The sequence below is a fragment of the Nocardioides acrostichi genome (genome assembly GCF_015319165.1).
GTDB lineage: Bacteria > Actinomycetota > Actinomycetes > Propionibacteriales > Nocardioidaceae > Nocardioides > Nocardioides acrostichi.
This window is the reverse complement of record NZ_JADIVZ010000001.1, coordinates 496,571-513,272: the sequence shown is the minus strand read 5'-3', so window position 1 is coordinate 513,272 and position 16,702 is coordinate 496,571. Positions and strand designations below refer to the sequence as shown.

16 protein-coding genes are annotated in these 16,702 nt (G+C 70.2%); 5 read left to right on the top strand and 11 right to left on the bottom strand.

Annotation, left to right across the window (positions count from 1 at the left end):
- Positions 1-13 precede the first annotated feature (13 nt).
- The 3 genes from pspAB to ISG29_RS02420 are packed head-to-tail and all read right to left on the bottom strand — an operon-like array spanning position 14 to position 2,370.
- Positions 14-595 carry a PspA-associated protein PspAB gene (gene pspAB / locus ISG29_RS02430; protein WP_194501743.1) on the bottom strand — a complete coding sequence of 194 codons (582 nt, stop codon included), beginning with the start codon at positions 593-595 and terminating at the stop codon, positions 14-16.
- A gap of 7 nt (positions 596-602) precedes the next feature.
- Positions 603-1,526: a zinc metalloprotease HtpX gene (gene htpX / locus ISG29_RS02425; RefSeq protein ID WP_194501742.1), complete on the bottom strand. Its 924-nt coding sequence runs from the start codon at positions 1,524-1,526 to the stop codon at positions 603-605.
- A 52-nt stretch (positions 1,527-1,578) separates the two neighbouring features.
- On the bottom strand, positions 1,579-2,370 hold the full coding sequence (locus ISG29_RS02420; RefSeq protein WP_194501741.1) for a PspA/IM30 family protein: 792 nt from the start codon (positions 2,368-2,370) through the stop codon (positions 1,579-1,581).
- 175 nt (positions 2,371-2,545) lie between these two features.
- Here ISG29_RS02420 and ISG29_RS02415 point away from each other — a divergent pair, with 175 nt between their 5' ends.
- A complete protein-coding gene (locus ISG29_RS02415; protein WP_194501740.1) occupies positions 2,546-3,142 on the top strand; it encodes a DUF3043 domain-containing protein in 597 nt (198 codons plus the stop codon).
- 27 nt (positions 3,143-3,169) lie between these two features.
- Here ISG29_RS02415 and ISG29_RS02410 read toward each other — a convergent pair whose 3' ends face one another.
- On the bottom strand, positions 3,170-4,177 hold the full coding sequence (locus ISG29_RS02410; protein ID WP_194501739.1) for an aldo/keto reductase family protein: 1,008 nt from the start codon (positions 4,175-4,177) through the stop codon (positions 3,170-3,172).
- 61 nt (positions 4,178-4,238) lie between these two features.
- On the opposite strand from ISG29_RS02410, the gene ISG29_RS02405 reads away from it, so the two are divergent.
- Positions 4,239-4,787, top strand: coding sequence for a GNAT family N-acetyltransferase (locus ISG29_RS02405; RefSeq protein WP_194501738.1), 549 nt, complete (start codon positions 4,239-4,241; stop codon positions 4,785-4,787).
- Between the two features lie 67 nt (positions 4,788-4,854).
- On the top strand, positions 4,855-5,085 hold the full coding sequence (locus ISG29_RS02400) for a hypothetical protein (protein WP_194501737.1): 231 nt from the start codon (positions 4,855-4,857) through the stop codon (positions 5,083-5,085).
- 170 nt (positions 5,086-5,255) lie between these two features.
- Here ISG29_RS02400 and ISG29_RS02395 read toward each other — a convergent pair whose 3' ends face one another.
- Positions 5,256-6,905: a M4 family metallopeptidase gene (locus tag ISG29_RS02395; protein WP_194501736.1), complete on the bottom strand. Its 1,650-nt coding sequence runs from the start codon at positions 6,903-6,905 to the stop codon at positions 5,256-5,258.
- A gap of 165 nt (positions 6,906-7,070) precedes the next feature.
- The gene (gene dapB, locus ISG29_RS02390; protein WP_194502239.1) at positions 7,071-7,814 is read right to left on the bottom strand and encodes a 4-hydroxy-tetrahydrodipicolinate reductase; all 744 of its coding nucleotides are present in this window, start codon (positions 7,812-7,814) and stop codon (positions 7,071-7,073) included.
- A gap of 59 nt (positions 7,815-7,873) precedes the next feature.
- Between dapB and ISG29_RS02385 the strand changes: the two genes are divergently transcribed.
- On the top strand, positions 7,874-8,452 hold the full coding sequence (locus ISG29_RS02385; RefSeq protein WP_328827645.1) for a class I SAM-dependent methyltransferase: 579 nt from the start codon (positions 7,874-7,876) through the stop codon (positions 8,450-8,452).
- A 142-nt stretch (positions 8,453-8,594) separates the two neighbouring features.
- Here the strand turns inward: ISG29_RS02385 and ISG29_RS02380 are convergent, their stop codons facing one another.
- The 3 genes from ISG29_RS02380 to rpsO form a co-directional block, all read right to left on the bottom strand.
- The gene (locus ISG29_RS02380) at positions 8,595-9,908 is read right to left on the bottom strand and encodes a M16 family metallopeptidase (protein ID WP_194501735.1); all 1,314 of its coding nucleotides are present in this window, start codon (positions 9,906-9,908) and stop codon (positions 8,595-8,597) included.
- A 73-nt stretch (positions 9,909-9,981) separates the two neighbouring features.
- A complete protein-coding gene (locus ISG29_RS02375; protein ID WP_194502237.1) occupies positions 9,982-12,198 on the bottom strand; it encodes a polyribonucleotide nucleotidyltransferase in 2,217 nt (738 codons plus the stop codon).
- Positions 12,199-12,533: 335 nt separating this feature from the next.
- Complete coding sequence (gene rpsO / locus ISG29_RS02370) at positions 12,534-12,809, bottom strand: 30S ribosomal protein S15 (RefSeq protein WP_194501734.1); 276 nt, start codon at positions 12,807-12,809, stop codon at positions 12,534-12,536.
- Positions 12,810-13,020: 211 nt separating this feature from the next.
- Between rpsO and ISG29_RS02365 the strand changes: the two genes are divergently transcribed.
- The gene (locus ISG29_RS02365) at positions 13,021-15,195 is read left to right on the top strand and encodes a molybdopterin-dependent oxidoreductase (protein ID WP_194501733.1); all 2,175 of its coding nucleotides are present in this window, start codon (positions 13,021-13,023) and stop codon (positions 15,193-15,195) included.
- A 68-nt stretch (positions 15,196-15,263) separates the two neighbouring features.
- Here the strand turns inward: ISG29_RS02365 and ISG29_RS02360 are convergent, their stop codons facing one another.
- Together ISG29_RS02360 and ISG29_RS02355 are read right to left on the bottom strand one after the other, a co-directional pair.
- The gene (locus tag ISG29_RS02360) at positions 15,264-15,494 is read right to left on the bottom strand and encodes a DUF6458 family protein (RefSeq protein ID WP_194501732.1); all 231 of its coding nucleotides are present in this window, start codon (positions 15,492-15,494) and stop codon (positions 15,264-15,266) included.
- Positions 15,495-15,634: 140 nt separating this feature from the next.
- Entirely contained in the window at positions 15,635-16,702 is a 1,068-nt protein-coding gene (locus ISG29_RS02355; protein ID WP_194501731.1) for a hypothetical protein, read from the bottom strand.

Sequence of the window (16,702 nt, the reverse complement as noted above, 5' to 3'; positions counted from 1 at the left end):
CCCGAGCGGGAGGTCACTCCGCCAAACCGGGAGCCCCCCAGATGGCGAGCCACCGTGACAGATCCCGCTCCACGGGCAGCTCGCCGGCCAGGAGATCCCGCACCTGGATCTCGAGCAGATTGTCGCGCGACCGTGCGCCGGGTTGCGGCGCGAAGGCGTAGAAGGTGCCCTGCTTGTAGAGGTAGACCAAGCCGACGCGGCGGCCGGCGGCGTCCTCGAAGGGCACCATCGAGCAGAGCAGGCCCGGGCCGAAGCCCGCGGACTCCAGGGTGGAGTTGACCGCGTGCAGATCGGTGCAGAGCCCACCGATGTCGGCGGGGTCGTCATCGACGACCAACCAGGTGAACTCGAACTCGTCGGTGCTGGTGCGCACGTCGGGTGCGTCGGGGGCCTCACGCAGCAGCGTCAGGATCTCCTGCTGCGTCTCGGCGAACGCCGCGCCCGCGGCCGCCCGATAGCAGACCGACCCGAGGCCGGTGGGCCGCAAGCCCACGGATGTCTCCAGCGTGATGGCCGCGCTCGGCACGAGGAACAGCGAGTCTAGGTTGGCCTGCGTGGGGCGGGAGCGCCCCAGGATCGCGTCGAAGAACCGCACGTGCGCCTCAGTCCCCTGGCCGGCTCAGCTCGGCCTCGATGCGCGCGAGCTGCTCGAGCCGCTGCTCGAGGCTGGGGTGGGTGGAGGTCAGGGACTTCATCGAGATGCCCTTGACGGCGGGGGCGATGAAGAAGGCGTTCATCGGCTGCTGGGCGCGCAGATCCGCCTCGGGGATGGCGTTCATCTCGCCCGTGATCTTCTGGAGCGCCGACGCGAGCGCCTGCGGCCTCATCGTGAGGTAGGCGCCGGCCCGGTCGGCCGACAGCTCGCGGTAGCGCGAGAGCAACTTGAGCAGCAGGAAGCTGATCGCGTAGGTCACCAACGAGACGACGAGGACCACCAGCCAGATCGGCAGCCCGTTGTTGTTGCCGCGCCGGTTGCCGCCGAAGAAGGCGCCGTAGCGCGCTCCCTGGGTGAGCATTCCCGCGACGACGCCGGCGGACGACGCCACGGTCATCACCAGCACGTCGCGGTGCGCCACGTGGGAGAGCTCGTGGGCGAGGACGCCTTCGAGTTCCTCGACGTCGAGACGCTGGAGGATCCCGGTGGTGACCACGACCACCGAGCGGCTCGGCGAGCGACCCGTGGCGAACGCGTTGGGCACCGAGGTGTCGGCCACCCCGACCCGGGGCTTGGGCATGTCGGCCAGCGCGCACAGCCGCTCGACCATGGCGTGCAGCTCCGGCGCCTGCTCGGGGCTCACCTCGCGCGCCCGCATCGCCTTCATGGCGACGGTGTCGGAGGAGTACCACTGCCACCAGACCACACCGAGACCGGCCAGGCCGATCAGCAGCGCCATCCCGAAGTGGTTCTGGGCGAAGAGACCCATCAGCACGGCGATCAAGCCGACGAAGAGCAGGCCCAGCAAGAACATGACCGAGGTCATCCGGACCGTCAGTCCGGTGTCGCCGACGAAGCGGGTGCGCGCCATGGGCTCATCCTCCCCCTTTGCGCAAGGAGTCGGGGCGGGCCAGTGGTCGGGGTCAGGAGGGGTCGGCGGGCTTCTCGGCCGTGGCGGGCTCCTCGCTGAGGATCGGGCCGGTGTCCTTGCCTTCGATCGCCTCGGGCTGCGAGCCGCCCGAGAGACCCTTCATGCGGGCGAGCTCGGCCTCGACGTCGGCCTGGCTGCTCATCGCCTCCAGCTCGCGGCTGATGTCGTCGCCGCGGTTGAGCGAGCTGGCGTCGTCGAGCGCGCCGCTGGCGATGAGCTCGTCGATCGCGCCCGCACGCGCCTGCATCTGAGCGGTCTTGTCCTCGGCGCGCTGGATCGCCTGACCGACGTCGCCCATCTCGTCGCCGATGCCGGACATCGCCTCGTTGATGCGGGTCTGCGCCTCGGCCGCGGTGTAGGTGGCCTTGATGGTCTCCTTGCGGGTGCGGAAGGACTCCACCTTCGCCTGGAGCCGCTGCTGGGCCAGCGTGAGCTTCTCCTCCTCGGCCTGGAGGTTGGCGTACTGGCTCTGGAGATCGCCGATCTGGCCCGACAGACCGGACTTGCGGGTCAGGGCCTCGCGCGCGAGATCCTCCCGGCCCATGTCGATGGCCTTCTGCGCCTGCTCCGAGAGCTTGTCGGCCTGCTGCTGGAGCTGGTTCATCTGGAGTTCCACGCGCTTGCGGCTGGTCGCGACATCGGCGACGCCGCGGCGCACCTTGGAGAGCAGGTCGAGCTGGCGCTGGTAGCTGTAGTCGAGGGTCTCGCGCGGATCCTCGGCGCGGTCCAGGGCCTTGTTGGCCTTCGACCGGAAGATCAGGGTCATCCGCTTCCAGAGGCTCATCGCTTGCGTCCATCTCCTGAGAGGTCCGGGCTGGTCGCGGGCGCGGGGCGCCTCGCGTTGCTCACCCTACGGCCGGGCGGCAACCGCCCGCTACGCCGGTAGGTCACCGCGAGCGGGCGCGCACCGCCAGTAGGCTGTGCGACGTCCTGCCGCCGCACGCTCGAGGTCCGTTCCGTTGTTTGGTCGCCGCAAGTCCGAGGAGTCCGCGTCGTCCGCGGCGTCGTCTGCCGTCGAGGGCAAGGCGGGTGGCAAAGGACGCCCCACCCCCAGTCGCAAGGAGGCCGAGGCGGCCGCACGCGCCCGGGCCAAGGCGCCGACGACTCGTAAGGAACGGATGGCCGCGCAGGGCGCCGGCCGGGCCTCCAACCGCGAGAAGGTCCGCCAGGCCCTGCGCGACGGCGACGAGCGCTACCTGCCGACCCGCGACAAGGGCCCGGTGCGGCGGTTCGTGCGCGACTTCGTCGACTCCCGGTTCTCGTTCATCGACGTGATCATGCCGGTGCTGCTGGTCACGATGGTGCTCAGCTACTCGGGCAACTCGCAGCTCGCCGGCATCGGCAGCACGGTGCTGCTGATCACGGTGCTGCTCGTGGTCATCGACATGTTCACGATCCGGATGCGCCTGCGGCGCGCCCTGAGCACGCGCTTCCCCGACGCCGAAACGCGGGGCACCACGTGGTACGCCGTGAGCCGCGCGATGCAGATGAAGTTCATGCGGTTGCCCAAGGCGCAGGTCAAGATCGGTCAGCAGCTGCCCGAGCGCTACCGCTAAGTCCGGCCGCAGCCGGGCGCGGCGGCTTCAGCCGAAGTCGCGGCGGGCTGGCGACTGCGTCTTCTCCGGGTCGCGCTCGACCAGGCCCTCGAGGACGCCGTCGATGCTCGCCATCAGGTCGTCGTCGAGGGAGACTCCGGCGGCCGCGACGTTGTCGGTGACCTGCTCGGGTCGGCTCGCGCCGATGATCGCCGAAGAGACGTTCGGGTTCTGCAGCACCCACGCCACGGCCAGTTGGGCCATCGAGAGTCCAGCGTCTGCAGCCAGCGGCTTGAGCTGCTGGACGGCGCCGAGCACGTCGTCGCGCAGCCAGCGGCTGATCATCTGATCGCCACCCTTGGTGTCGGTGGCCCGTGAGCCGGCGGGCGGGGCCTGCCCTGGCTCGTACTTGCCCGTGAGCACGCCCTGGGCGATCGGCGACCACACGACCTGACCGAGACCGAGTTCCTCGCACGTGGGCACGACCTCGGGCTCGATGACCCGCCAGAGCATGGAGTACTGCGGCTGGTTCGAGACCAGCGGCACGTGCAGATCCTGGGCCAGCGCATGGGCGGCGCGGATCTCCTCGGCGCGCCACTCGGAGACCCCGATGTAGAGCGCCTTGCCGGCGCGCACGACGTCGGAGAAGGCGAGCATCGTCTCCTCCAGCGGCGTCTCGTAGTCGTACCGGTGCGCCTGGTAGAGGTCGACGTGGTCGGTGCCGAGCCGACTCAGGGAACCGTTGATCGACTCCAGGATGTGTTTGCGGGAGAGACCGTGGTCGTTCGGGCCGCCTGGCCCCGTGGGCCAGTAGACCTTGGTGAAGATCTCGAGCGACTCGCGACGATGGCCGGCCAGGGCCTTGCCGAGCACCGTCTCGGCCGCGGTATTGGCGTAGACGTCGGCAGTGTCGAAGGTGGTGATGCCCTCCTCGATCGCCTGATGGACGCACGCGAGGGCGGCGTCCTCCTCGACCTGCGAACCGTGGGTGAGCCAGTTGCCGTACGAGATGGCCGAGACCTTGCACCCGCTCGCACCGAGGTTGCGGAACTCCATGCCCACGACCCTACTCACGCCCGGTGACACCGCGCCGTCGGGCGGCTGACACGCTGTGACCATGACCGCCGCAGACGTCTCCGTGAGACTGGCCTGGGCCGACGACGCCCGGGCCATCGCCGCGCTCCAGCTGCGCTCGTGGCCCGCGACCTACGGCGACGTCGTCCCGACCGAGGCGTTCCCGCAGGGGCCCGAGGCGGTGGACGCCGCCACGCAGGCGTGGGCGGAGTCGTTGGCGCGTCCGCGCGACGCCCGGCAGCGAGCCCTGGTCGCGCTGGAGCGCCATCGCGTCACCGGGTTCATCGTGACCGCACCCGCCTCCGATCCCGACTGCGACCCCGTCGCCGTCGGAGAGGTGGTGGAGCTGGTGTTGGATCCCGGCGAGCGCGGGCGAGGCCACGGCTCGCGCCTGCTTCAGGCCGCCGCCGACACCCTCGTGGCCGACGGCTTCGCGCGCGCCGTGTTCTGGGTCGTGGCCGCCGACGACACCACGCGGGGCTTCCTCGCCGACGCGGGCTGGGCCGCTGACGGAGCGCATCGCGAACTCGACCTCGACGGCTCCGGTGCGGTCACCGTCAAGCAGGTCCGCCTGCACACGGCCCTGGCCTGAGACCCCACCCGCTGGGGGTGGATTGGCGTGCGGCTCGAGGGGGTATCGACAGCCCGTCCTTGCCCGCGTGACCCCCGAAAGGCCCGCCGTCACCATGATGGGTCCACTGCCCCGCCTACACCGCACCGTGATGTTCTGCTGCCTCGTCGCTCTCGGCGCCCTGCTCGGGGCCGCGAGCGGGCTCGGGGCTCCTGGGCTGTCGGTCGGGTGGGGAGCCGTCGGCGGTGCCTGCCTGGGCTCGCTGCTCTTCATGGCAGCCGTGGGCGACCCCCTTCGCCGGGCACCCGGACGCTCCTGACCCCTTCGCGGCACGCACCCCGCTACCGCTGGGCTCCCCGGAACGTTCGAAGACGCAGACGGGGCCCGCACCTTGCGGTGCGGACCCCGTACGCCGACTGGCCTCTCCCCCACGGAACGACCAGCGCGACGATCCCGGGCCGACGCCCGGGCGAGGGTGTGACCTCGGCGTCAGCTGACGTTGACCGCCGCCCAGGCGGCGTCGACGGCGTTGTACTCCGTGCTGCCGGCGCCGTAGAGGTCGGTCGCGGCGTCCAGCGTGGCCGTGCGCGCGCCGTGGTAGTCGGTGCCCGAGGTCATGTACGTCGTGAGGGCGCGGAACCAGATCTTGTCGGCGGCATCGCGGCCGATGCCGGCGACGGAGGAGCCGTTGCAGGTGGGGCTGTTGTGCGCCACGCCGCCGATGGTCTTAGCACCCGAGCCCTCGGCGAGCAGGTAGAAGAAGTGGTTGCCCACGCCCGAGGAGTAGTGCACGTCGAGGTTGCCGACGCCCGAGGACCAGCAGTTGGCCGAGGAGCCGTCGGAGGCCGGGTCGTCCATCCGGCGGAAACCGAGGTGGTTCTTGAGGTCGAACTGCTCGCCGATGAGGTAGTCGCCCGGGTCGCTGGCGTTGTTCGCGTAGAACTCGACCATGGTGCCGAAGATGTCGCTGGTGGCCTCGTTGAGGCCGCCCGACTCGCCGGAGTAGTCGAGGCCGGCGGTGTGCTCGGTGACGCCGTGCGACATCTCGTGACCGGCGACGTCGAGCGAGACGAGCGGACCGTAGTTGGTGCCGTCGCCGTCGCCGTAGGTCATCTTGGTGCCGTCCCAGAAGGCGTTGACGTAGCCGTTGCCGTAGTGGACGCGGTTGAAGGAGCCCGAGCCGTCGCCGAAGATGCCGGCGCGACCGTGCACGTTCTGGTAGTAGTCCCAGGTGACGTCGGTGCCGTACTGCGCGTCGGCTGCCGCCGTCGCGCGGTTGGAGTTCGACCCGTTTCCGAAGGTGGTGGACGAGCCGGTGACCAGGGTGCCGTTGGAGCAGTTCATGCCGAGCAGCTGGCAGGCGTAGCCGTCGGTCTTGTTGTTCATGTCGGTGGTGTAGGTGCCGCCGCGGCTGGCGTCCTTGAGCTGGTAGCTGGAGCCCGACTGCGTGAGGTTGAGCGGCACGTCGCCGCTGTAGAGCGTCTGGCCGTCGCCGTCGACGTTCTGGACGTGCTCGGACTGGCGCAGCACCTTGCCGTTGCGGGCGTCGACGAGCACGGTGAGCTGGCTGGGCGTGCCGTCGGTGCGGGTGCCGGCCGTCTGCACCTGCCAGGCCAGCCGCGGGGTGTCGAAGGCGTCGACGACGAGCGTCGGCTTGCCCCCGGCACGCAGGCCGCGCACATCCTCGACGGCGGCCAGGGCCTTGGCGCGGGCGGTCGTCGCCGCGACGGCCGGGGTGGTGCCGAGAGAGAGCGGCTTGGCCAACGTCTGGGAGATGCCCTCCAGGGTTCCAGAGGCGTCGGTGTGCACCACCATGTCACCACCGAGCACGGCCAGGCCGCGGTAGGTGCGGTCGACGTGCGCGTGCGAGACACCGCTGGCGTCGCGGGCCGTGTGGGTCACGGAGAAGTCCTGGCCCGCGGTGGCACGGGCCGCGCGGGGGTGGGAGTCCAGCGCGGCGAGCGCGCGGTCGGCCAGACGGGCGACGACCTCGTCCCCGAGCCGGGTGGCGGTCGTCGCGGTCTCCGACGTGGCGACGGGGCTCTGCGCGGTGGCGGTGGCGGTGGCCACTCCCACGATCGACATCGCACTTCCGGCGGCGAGGACGGCGGCGGTGGCCAGTCCGGTGCTCTTCAACATGTGTTCCTCTCGGTCGTCGCGGCCCGCCGGGTGCTCCGGCGACCGTGTCCGGGAGGCTTCCACAGGTCCAGACACCCCTACACGGATCGGTGCGTGCAGGTTTGTGCGATGCAGGAACATGCACCTTTACTGAGAATCGACCGGGTGGATCTCAGGTCGCCTCGATCAGAGGTCGAGCAGGTTCTCCAACCCGACCGTGAGACCGGGTCGCCCGTGCACGCTGCGCAGCGCGGCCAGAACCCCGGGGGTGAACGACGAGCGGTCGAGCGAGTCGTGCCGGACGGTGAGGGTCTCTCCGAGGCCGCCGAACACGACCTCCTGGTGCGCCACGAGTCCGCGCGCCCGCACCGAGTGCACCCGCACGCCCTCGACGTCGGCGCCGCGGGCGGCGTCTAGACCCGTGGACGTCGCGTCCGGCATCGGCGCGGATCCTGCGGTCCGGCGTGCTTCGGCGACGAGCCGTGCGGTGCGCGCGGCGGTGCCGGACGGCGCATCGGCCTTGGTCGGGTGGTGCAGCTCGACGATCTCCACGGACTCGAACAGTGGCGCCGCCTGGGCGGCGAACCGCATCATGAGCACCGCCCCGATGGAGAAGTTGGGGGCGATGAGCACGCCGACGCCAGGAGCGTCGTCGAGCCACCCGGTGAGCGTGGCCAGCCGGTCGTCGTCGAAGCCCGTGGTGCCCACGACGGCATGGATGCCGTGCGCGATACAGAACTCCAGGTTGGCCATGACCACGTCGGGGTGGGTGAAGTCGACGACCGCCTGGGCGCGGTGCTCGACGAGCAGGTCGAGGGAGTCGTCGACGTCGACCTCGGCCGCCAACGTGAGGCCGTCGGCCTCGTCCACAGCAGCGCAGACGGCGCTGCCGACCTTGCCGCGCGCCCCCAGTACGCCCACCCTGCTCACCGGTTCGCCGACCTGACCGCTCGTCTCCGCCACCGCTCCAGCGTTCCATACCCGCTGCCGTGAGCGTGCGCAGCATCGGGGAGTGCCGCACCGCCGACACGGGCATCTGGCAGGCTGGACCCATGGTGCTGCAGACGATCCCGGCACGGATCCGTTGGTCGGTCGACCTCATGGATGTCCAGCCGGGCGATCACGTGCTCGAGATCGGGTGCGGTCCGGGCTATGGCGCCGAGCTCATCTGCATGAAGCTCGAGACCGGCAAGTTGTTCGCGATCGACCGTTCGGAGTCCGGCGTCGACCGCACGAAGCGGCGCTGCGCGCGCTTCGCGGAGTCCGGTCGCATCACGGTGCGGCAGATCGATCTCGCGACCCTGCGCGTGCCGGTCAAGCGGTTGCACAAGGTGTACGCGTTCAACGTGAACCTCTTCTGGGTCCGCGACTGCGCCGATGAGATCGCCCTGCTGCACGAGCGGGTGCTGCCAGGCGGCGCGGTCTACCTCTTCTACGAGGCCACTCGCCCCGAGCAGACCCCGGAGATCGTGGAGAAGGCGTCGGCCGCGCTGAGCCAGGGCGGTTTCCGCGTGCAGGTGGTGCAGCGCAAGGTGCCTGCCTGCGTCGGCATCATCGGTCGTCGCTGACTCACGAGGGGTCGCAAATCGTCGTCCGAGGGGTCGCATATTGCGCTCCGCTTCACGATTCACGACCCGTCGGGGCACGATTCACGACCCCTCGCGGGACAATTCACGACCCCTCGAGGGACGATTCACGACCCCTCGCGGGTCACTCCGGGGCGACGACGGCGAGGATCTCTGGTCCGGCCAGGACGGCGCGGGCGACCTCGCGGACGTCGTCGACCGTGACGGTCTCGATGCGGGTGAGGGCCTGCTCGACGCCGAGAGACTCGCGATGCACCAGCGCCGACTTGCCCCACCGCGCCATGCGGGCGCCGGAGTCCTCGAGTCCCAGCACGAGCCCGCCGCGCAGCTGACCCTGACCGCGGCGTACCTCGGCGTCGGTGAGACCGTCACGCGCGACCACGGCGAGCTCGTGGCGCACGACATCGAGCACGTCCTCGGCTTTGGCGGGCAGGCAGCCGACCGAGACGCCCACCAGCCCGGTGTCCGCGTGGTGACCGGCGAAGGAGTACACCGAGTACGCCAGGCCGCGGCGCTCGCGAACCTCCTGGAAGAGGCGCGACGACGTGCCTCCCCCGAGGGCCGTGTTCAACACACCGAGAGCGAAACGCCGCGGATCCTCGCGGGCGATGCCCTCGGCGCCGACGACGAGGTTGGCCTGCTCGAAGGGCCGCACGACCAAACGACGACCCGCGTGCACCGGAACGATCTCGCCCTGACCGACGCGTCGTAGCGGCGTGGCGTCGCCCGCGAGGTAGTCGTTGCGACCGAAGGCCCGCTGGACCAGGTCGACCACCTGCTCGTGATCGAGTCGGCCGGCGGCCGAGACGACCATCGACTCGGGTCGGTAGTGCCGGGTGTAGAAGTCGTGCACCTGAGTGCGGCTCAGAGCCTCGATCGAGTCGACCGTACCCGCGATCGGCCGCCCGAGCGGCGTATCGGCCCCGTAGGCGAGCTCGGCGAACAGGTTGTGCACGACGTCGTCGGGGTCGTCGTCGTGCATCGCTATCTCGTCGAGGATGACGGCGCGCTCGGCCTCGACGTCGACGTCTTCGAGGAGGGAGTCGGTGAGCATGTCGCCGAGCACGTCGATCGCGAGCGGCAGATCCTCACCGAGCACACGCGCGTGGAAGCAGGTGTACTCCTTGGCAGTGAAGGCGTTGAACTCACCGCCCACCGCGTCGAGCTCGACGGAGATGTCCATGGCGCTGCGCGACGACGTGCCCTTGAAGAGCAGGTGCTCGAGGAAGTGCGAGCAGCCGTGCAGCACGTCGCTCTCGTCGGCGGACCCGACACCCACCCACACGCCGATGCTCGCCGACCGGGCACCGGCCAGTTGCTCGGTCACGATGCGCAGGCCCGACGGCAGCGTCGTCTGGCGCAACTGCGCGGTGACCGTGCCGTCGGGGGCGGTCTCGGTGTGCAGCGTGCTGGTGCTCAGGGGAGTCTCCGGTGGCATGCGTGTTCTGGGTGGAATGGCGCTGACCCGCCCGAGAGAGTCTCGGGCGGGTCAGCGACGTACGGGGTCGAGCTCAGGCCTCGTCGGACTCCGAGGCCTCGTCGGACGCAGCCCCCTCGGCCTCGTCGACCACGGGCACCAGCGAGAGCTTGCCGCGGTCGTCGATCTCGGCGATCTGCACCTGGACCTTCTGGCCCACGCTGACGACGTCCTCGACGGCCTCGACGCGCTTGCCGCCGGCCAGGGCGCGCAGCTTGCTGATGTGCAGCAGGCCGTCCTTGCCGGGCATGAGCGACACGAAGGCACCGAAGTTGGTCGTCTTCACGACCGTGCCGAGGTAGCGCTCGCCGACCTCGGGCATGGTCGGGTTGGCGATGGCGTTGATCGCCGACCGGGCGGCCTCCGCAGCGGTGCCGTTGGTGGCGCCGATGTAGATGGTGCCGTCGTCCTCGATGGAGATCGAGGCCTCGGTGTCGTCCTGGATCTGGTTGATCACCTTGCCCTTGGGGCCGATGACCTCGCCGATCTTGTCGACCGGGATCTTGATGGTGATGATCCGCGGCGCGGTCTCCGACATCTCGGCCGGGGTGTCGATGGCCTCGGCCATGACGTCGAGGATCGCCATGCGAGCGTCCTTGGCCTGGGTCAGCGCGGCCGCGAGCACCTCGGCAGGGATGCCGTCGAGCTTGGTGTCGAGCTGGAGCGCGGTGACGAACTGCGCGGTTCCGGCGACCTTGAAGTCCATGTCGCCGAAGGCGTCCTCGGCACCGAGGATGTCGGTGAGCGCGACGTAGCTGGTCTGACCGTCGATCTCACCGGAGACCAGACCCATCGCGATACCCGCGACAGCGGCCTTCAGCGGCACTCCGGCGTGGAGCAGGGCCAGGGTCGAGGCACAGACCGAGCCCATCGAGGTGGAGCCGTTGGAGCCCATGGCCTCGGAGAGCTGACGGATCGCGTACGGGAACTCCTCGCGGTCGGGCAACACCGGCAGCAGCGCGCGGCGGGCCAGCGCACCGTGGCCGACCTCGCGACGCTTCGGTGAACCGACGCGGCCGGTCTCGCCGGTCGAGAACGGCGGGAAGACGTACTTGTGCATGTAGCGACGGTGCTTCTCGGGGCTCAGGGTGTCGAGCTGCTGCTCCATCTTGAGCATGTCGAGGGTGGTGACACCGAGGATCTGGGTCTCGCCGCGCTCGAACAGCGCCGAGCCGTGCACCCGCGGGATCACGCCGACCTCGGCGTGCAGCGGTCGGATGTCGGCCAGGCCACGGCCGTCGATGCGGATCTTGTCGCGCAGGATGCGCTCGCGCACGACCTGCTTGTTGACCGAGCGGAACGCCGCGCCGATCTCCTTCTCGCGACCCTCGAACTGACCGCCGAGCTGATCGAGCACGCCGGCCTTGAGCTCGTCGGTGCGCTCCTCGCGCTCCTGCTTGTCGGCGATGCTCATCGCGCTCGTGAGGTCGGCCTTCACGGCGGCCTCGACGGCGGCGTACACGTCGTCCTCGTAGTCGAGGAAGATCGGGAAGTCCTGCACCGGCTTGGCGGCGACGCCGGCCAGCTCGACCTGCGCCTCGACCAGCTGCTTGATGAACGGCTTGGCGGCGTCGAGGCCGCTGGCGACGATCTCCTCGGTGGGGGCCTGCGCGCCGCCGGCGACCTTCTGGAAGGTCGTCTCGGTGGCCTCGGCCTCGACCATCATGATCGCGACGTCGCCGGTCTCGGTGACGCGCCCGGCGACGACCATGTCGAAGACGGCGTCCTCGAGCTGGGAGTGCGTCGGGAAGCAGACCCACTGGCTGCCGATCAGCGCCATGCGCACGCCGCCGACCGGACCGCTGAACGGCAGGCCGGAGAGCTGAGTCGACATGGACGCCGCGTTGATCGCGAGCACGTCGTAGGGCTGGTCGGGGTTGAGCGCCAGCACGGTGATGACGACCTGCACCTCGTTGCGCAGACCCTTCTTGAAGGTCGGGCGCAGCGGGCGGTCGATGAGCCGGCAGGTGAGGATGGCGTCCTCGCCCGGGCGACCCTCGGAGCGGAAGAACGAGCCGGGGATCTTGCCCGCGGCGTACATCCGCTCCTCGACGTCGATCGTCAGGGGGAAGAAGTCGAATTGGTCCTTGGGGTGCTTGCCGGCCGTGGTGGCCGAGAGCAGCATGGTGTCGTCGTCGAGGTAGGCGGTCACCGAGCCGGCGGCCTGGCGGGCGAGCAGCCCGGTCTCGAACTTGACGGTGCGCTGGCCGAAGGAGCCGTTGTCGAGAACGGTCTCGACGGCAGAGATCACGGGCTCAGCCGCGTTGGTGTCGGTCACGAAAATCCCATCGTGGTCGCGGAGCGACCCATGCCGACGCCCATGCGCGGCAAGGACGAGACGTACCTGCCGGGGAACCTCACGATCTTCTGCGTGAGGGGCCGGTCTTCGATCGAGGCCCGCAGCAGGCGTGTCGCGCACTCCTGAGAGCCACTACCGAGGACCGGGCCGTACGGGGCGGGTCGCTCCTGGTGGTTGTGTATTCAGTTGAGGGTGAGACTCGCATCGCCGAGTCTAGACCCGCGAAACGAGCAGAGCGGTGAGCCCCACGCAGGGACTCACCGCTCGCGTCCCGGTTTCGGGAGAGATCAGCGACGCAGGCCGAGACGCTCGATGATCGAGCGGTAACGGTCGATCTCGGTCTTCTGCAGGTAGTTGAGCAGGCGACGGCGCTGGCCGACGAGAAGCAGCAGACCACGACGGCTGTGGTGGTCGTGCTTGTGCTGCTTGAGGTGCTCGGTGAGGTGGCTGATGCGGTGGCTGAGCAGCGCGATCTGCACCTCGGGGCTGCCGGTGTCGCCCTCGGAGGTTCCGTACTCGGCGATGATCTTCTTCTTGGTGTCCTTGTCGGTACCGACAGACATGGTCGTACTCCTCCTGGGCCTTCGGCCCTCTCGCTGCGCGGCGCGCCGGGGCCTGTTCACCCGGGCACTACGATCCGCGGCCGTTGCACGGCAACCGATGCAGACTAGCCCGGTCCGGTCCCGGAGCCGAAATCCGCGTCCGGCCGCGGCGACAGCGGCTCTGCGCGTCCGCTCCCTCCCCTGGCGTGGGCAGGGGTGCGAGGATCGCGACATGCGCACCGACACGACCCGGCCGACCGACGCCACCACGTCGTCTGGCACCCGCACCGTCCACGGCGTCTGCCACCTCTGCGAGGCCATCTGCGGCCTGCTGCTGACGGTCGAGAGCGGCCCGGACGGCGACCGCGTGACGGCTGTGCGGGGCAACCCCGACGACCCGCTCTCGCGCGGGCACATCTGCCCCAAGGGCGTCGCGCTGCCGGACCTGCACGAGGATCCCGAGCGACTGCGTCGTCCGATGCGGCGCGTCGGCACCGGCGCCGACGCGCGTTTCGAGCCGATGGAGTGGGACGACGCGCTCGACCTCGCCGCCGACATCGTGGCCCGGGGGCTCGACGCCGGCACGAACGCTCTCGCGGTGTACCTGGGCAACCCGAACGCGCACGCGCTGGGCTCGCTCACGCACGGCACCGCCCTGGTGAAGTCACTGAAGACCCGCAACAAGTTCTCCGCGACCTCGGTCGACCAGTTGCCGGCGCAGCTGGTGGCCCACCTGCTCTACGGCCATCAGCTGATGATCCCGGTCCCCGACATCGACCGCACCTCGCTGTTCCTGGTCGTCGGCGGCAATCCGATGGCCAGCAACGGGTCGCTGATGACCGTGCCCGACTTCCCGGGTCGACTGCGTGAGCTCAAGGCGCGCGGCGGCCGGATGGTGGTGCTGGACCCGCGCCGCACCGAGACCGCCAAGGTCGCCGACGAGCACCACTTCGTGCGACCCGGCACCGACGCCTACGTGTTGCTGGCCATGGCGCGGGAGCTGCTGGCCGACGAGCTCGCCACACCCCCGGCGTGGGTGCAGGAGGTCGAGTCGGTGCGTCTGGCCGTCGAACCGTTCACCCCCGAGCTGGCCGAGGGGGTCTCGGGCGTGCCGGCCCGGGAGATCCGTCGGCTCGCGCGCGAGCTCGCGGCCGCCGACGGGGCCGTCGTCTACGGCCGCATGGGCACCTCGACCCAGGAGTTCGGCACGGTCTGCCAGTGGGCGATCCAGGTGCTGAACCTGCTCACCGGCAACGTCGACCGCGAGGGTGGTGCGCTGGTCACGACGCCGCTCGTCGACGTGGTCGGCAAGGGCCTGGTCGGTCGCGGCCACTACGACCTCTGGCGCAGCCGCGTGCGCGGGCTCCCCGAATTCGGGGGCGAGCTGCCGGTCTCCGCGCTGCGCGAGGAGATCGAGACCCCCGGCGAGGGGCAGGTACGGGCACTGCTCACCCTGGCCGGCAACCCCGTGCTCTCGACCCCGGACGGCGCCGCGCTCGGGCGAGCCCTGGAGAGCCTCGACGGCATGGTGTCGGTCGACGTCTACCTCAACGAGACCACCCGGCACGCGGACGTCGTGCTGCCGCCGACCTCGGCGCTCGAGCGCGATCAGTACGACCTGGTCTTCCACGCGCTGGCCGTGCGCAACACCGCCCGCTTCACCCCCGCCGTCCTGCCCGCACCCGAGGGCACGATGGCCGACTGGGAGATCTACCGCGAGCTGGCGAACCGGGTGCAGGCGCGGGTGCGCAAGCCGCTGCCGCGCAAGGAGCGGCTGACGCTGAAAGCGCGGATGGCGCTCTCGCCGGCCCGCACGATCGCGCTGCTCCTGCGTACCCACCGCGCCGGCGTGAGTCTGAAGAAGCTGCGGGAGTCCGGCGACGGCGTGGATCTCGGCGGTCTCGAGCCGTCGTTCCCACGACGGCTCCAGACCCGCGACAAGCGCGTCCACCTGGCGCCGGACCTGGTGCTCGCCGACCTCCCGCGGCTGCTCGAGGCCGCCGACCGCAAGTCGGGTGCCGACGACCTGCTGTTGATCGGTCGACGCCACCAGCGTGACAACAACTCCTGGCTGCACACCGCGCAGCGCCTGACCCGCGGCAAACCCCGACACCACCTGCTGGTGCATCCCGACGACCTCGCCGCACGCAACATCCTCGACGGGGCGTGCGTGCAGGTGCGCTCCAGGGTGGGCGCCGTCGAGGTCGAGGTGCGCTCGAGCGAGGAGATGATGCCCGGCGTGGTGAGCCTGCCGCACGGCTACGGCCACGCGACGCACGGCTCACGGGTGACGAACGCCGCCGCCATGCCCGGCGCGTCGGTCAACGACCTGACCGACCCGGCACTGCTGGACGTCTCCGGTAACGCCGCGCTCAACGGCGTCCCGGTCACCCTCTCCCCCGCCTGACCCCTCGACGCACGCGACCGCGGCCAACCAGAAGGCTGACCGCGGTCGCGTGATCGTCGGATGAGGCGTCAGTCCATGCGGGTGCGACGCTCGGTGACGGTCCCGTCGGAGTGCTGCGTGGTCTGCACGGTGCCGCGGGACTTGTTGAGGGTGAAGGCGGTCAGCGCGAGGACGATCACGCCGACGATCGTGAGGATCCAGCCGATCATCTGCAGGTCGACGCCTGACACGGCCTCGTTGACGGCCAGCGCCAGGATCAGGCCTACCGCGATGAGGAAGGCTCCAGCTCCGTAGCCCATGTGGTGCTCCTTTCGTCGGCGACGATCCGGTTCTCGTCGCGCTCGTCGGCGCCCCCCGATGACACCGAAGTGTGACGGCTCGGTTTCCCACGATGCCTCACCTCAGTCCACCCGCCCGGGTGAGAGCCCGCTCAGCAGGTTCAGGCGGAGGGCGGGCTCGACTCTGGGTCGGCGGCCTTGCCCCGTCGCTCCCGGAGGGTCAGGTAGACGGCGCGGACGCCGACCGCGCGCTCGAGTTCGCGGTGCACCAGACCGAAGAACTGCTCGCGATAGGTCTCGTCGGTGATGGTCGAGACGGTCAGGTAGAGCATCGAGAAGGCACCGAGGAAGAGCGAGACCTGGAACAGCGGCACGGAGATCTGGGAGAGGTGCGGCACGGCGTGGATGTCGGAGCGGTCGATACCGGTCCACGCCTCCTGCACCTGAAGTCGCATCGTGAGGGCTCCGAAGAGCAGGAAGAAGACGAACACGCCTGCCGCCATCAAGAACACCTGCACGAACTGCACGATCGCGAGGAACCCGATGAGGTTGGCCCGCTCGAACCCGCCCACCGTGGCCCGCGAGGTGGGGTCGGCGGCGGGGTCGTCGTCGGCCAGCAGGTCGGCGCACGACTGCTCCAACGGGGTGCCGCGACAGGCGCGGCGCAGGAAGCGGGCGTCGACGGCGTCGTCGATGCGGTCGACCTCCTCGGGGAGCCGGCTCACGAGGAACGCACCGGCCAGCCCCGCGAACAGCATCGCGACCAACCACAGCGTGCCGGTGTCGAGCGAAGCGGAGAGCTGCCAGACCTCGGCGTTGATGAAAAGAAAGGTCACGAACACCAGCAGCAGCGGCAGCACCCGGGTCATCAAGGGCAGCAGCAACGGCAGGCTGGCGACGGTGCGCTTGAGCGACCACGTGAGGATCGGCCGGGCGTGAAGCACCGTGAGCGCGTACCAGGCCATGCTCAGCAGCACGATGGTGAGGACGACCGCAGGGGCGGCGCTGACCTGCTTGGTGAGGTAGGCCAGCGCGGTACCCCCTGCCGCCGCGAGCAGCGCCACGGCGAGCAGGCGGGGCACGGTGCGGCGCGGCGAGAGGGCTGCCTTCGCCTCGCGGCGCTTCTCGGGCACGAAGTAGGAGAGCCCGTTGGCGAGGAACCAGGCGTCGGTGCGTGCCAGCGGGTCGTCGTCACGTCGGCGTCTCGGTCGGCTGGGGAGCGAGGGCAC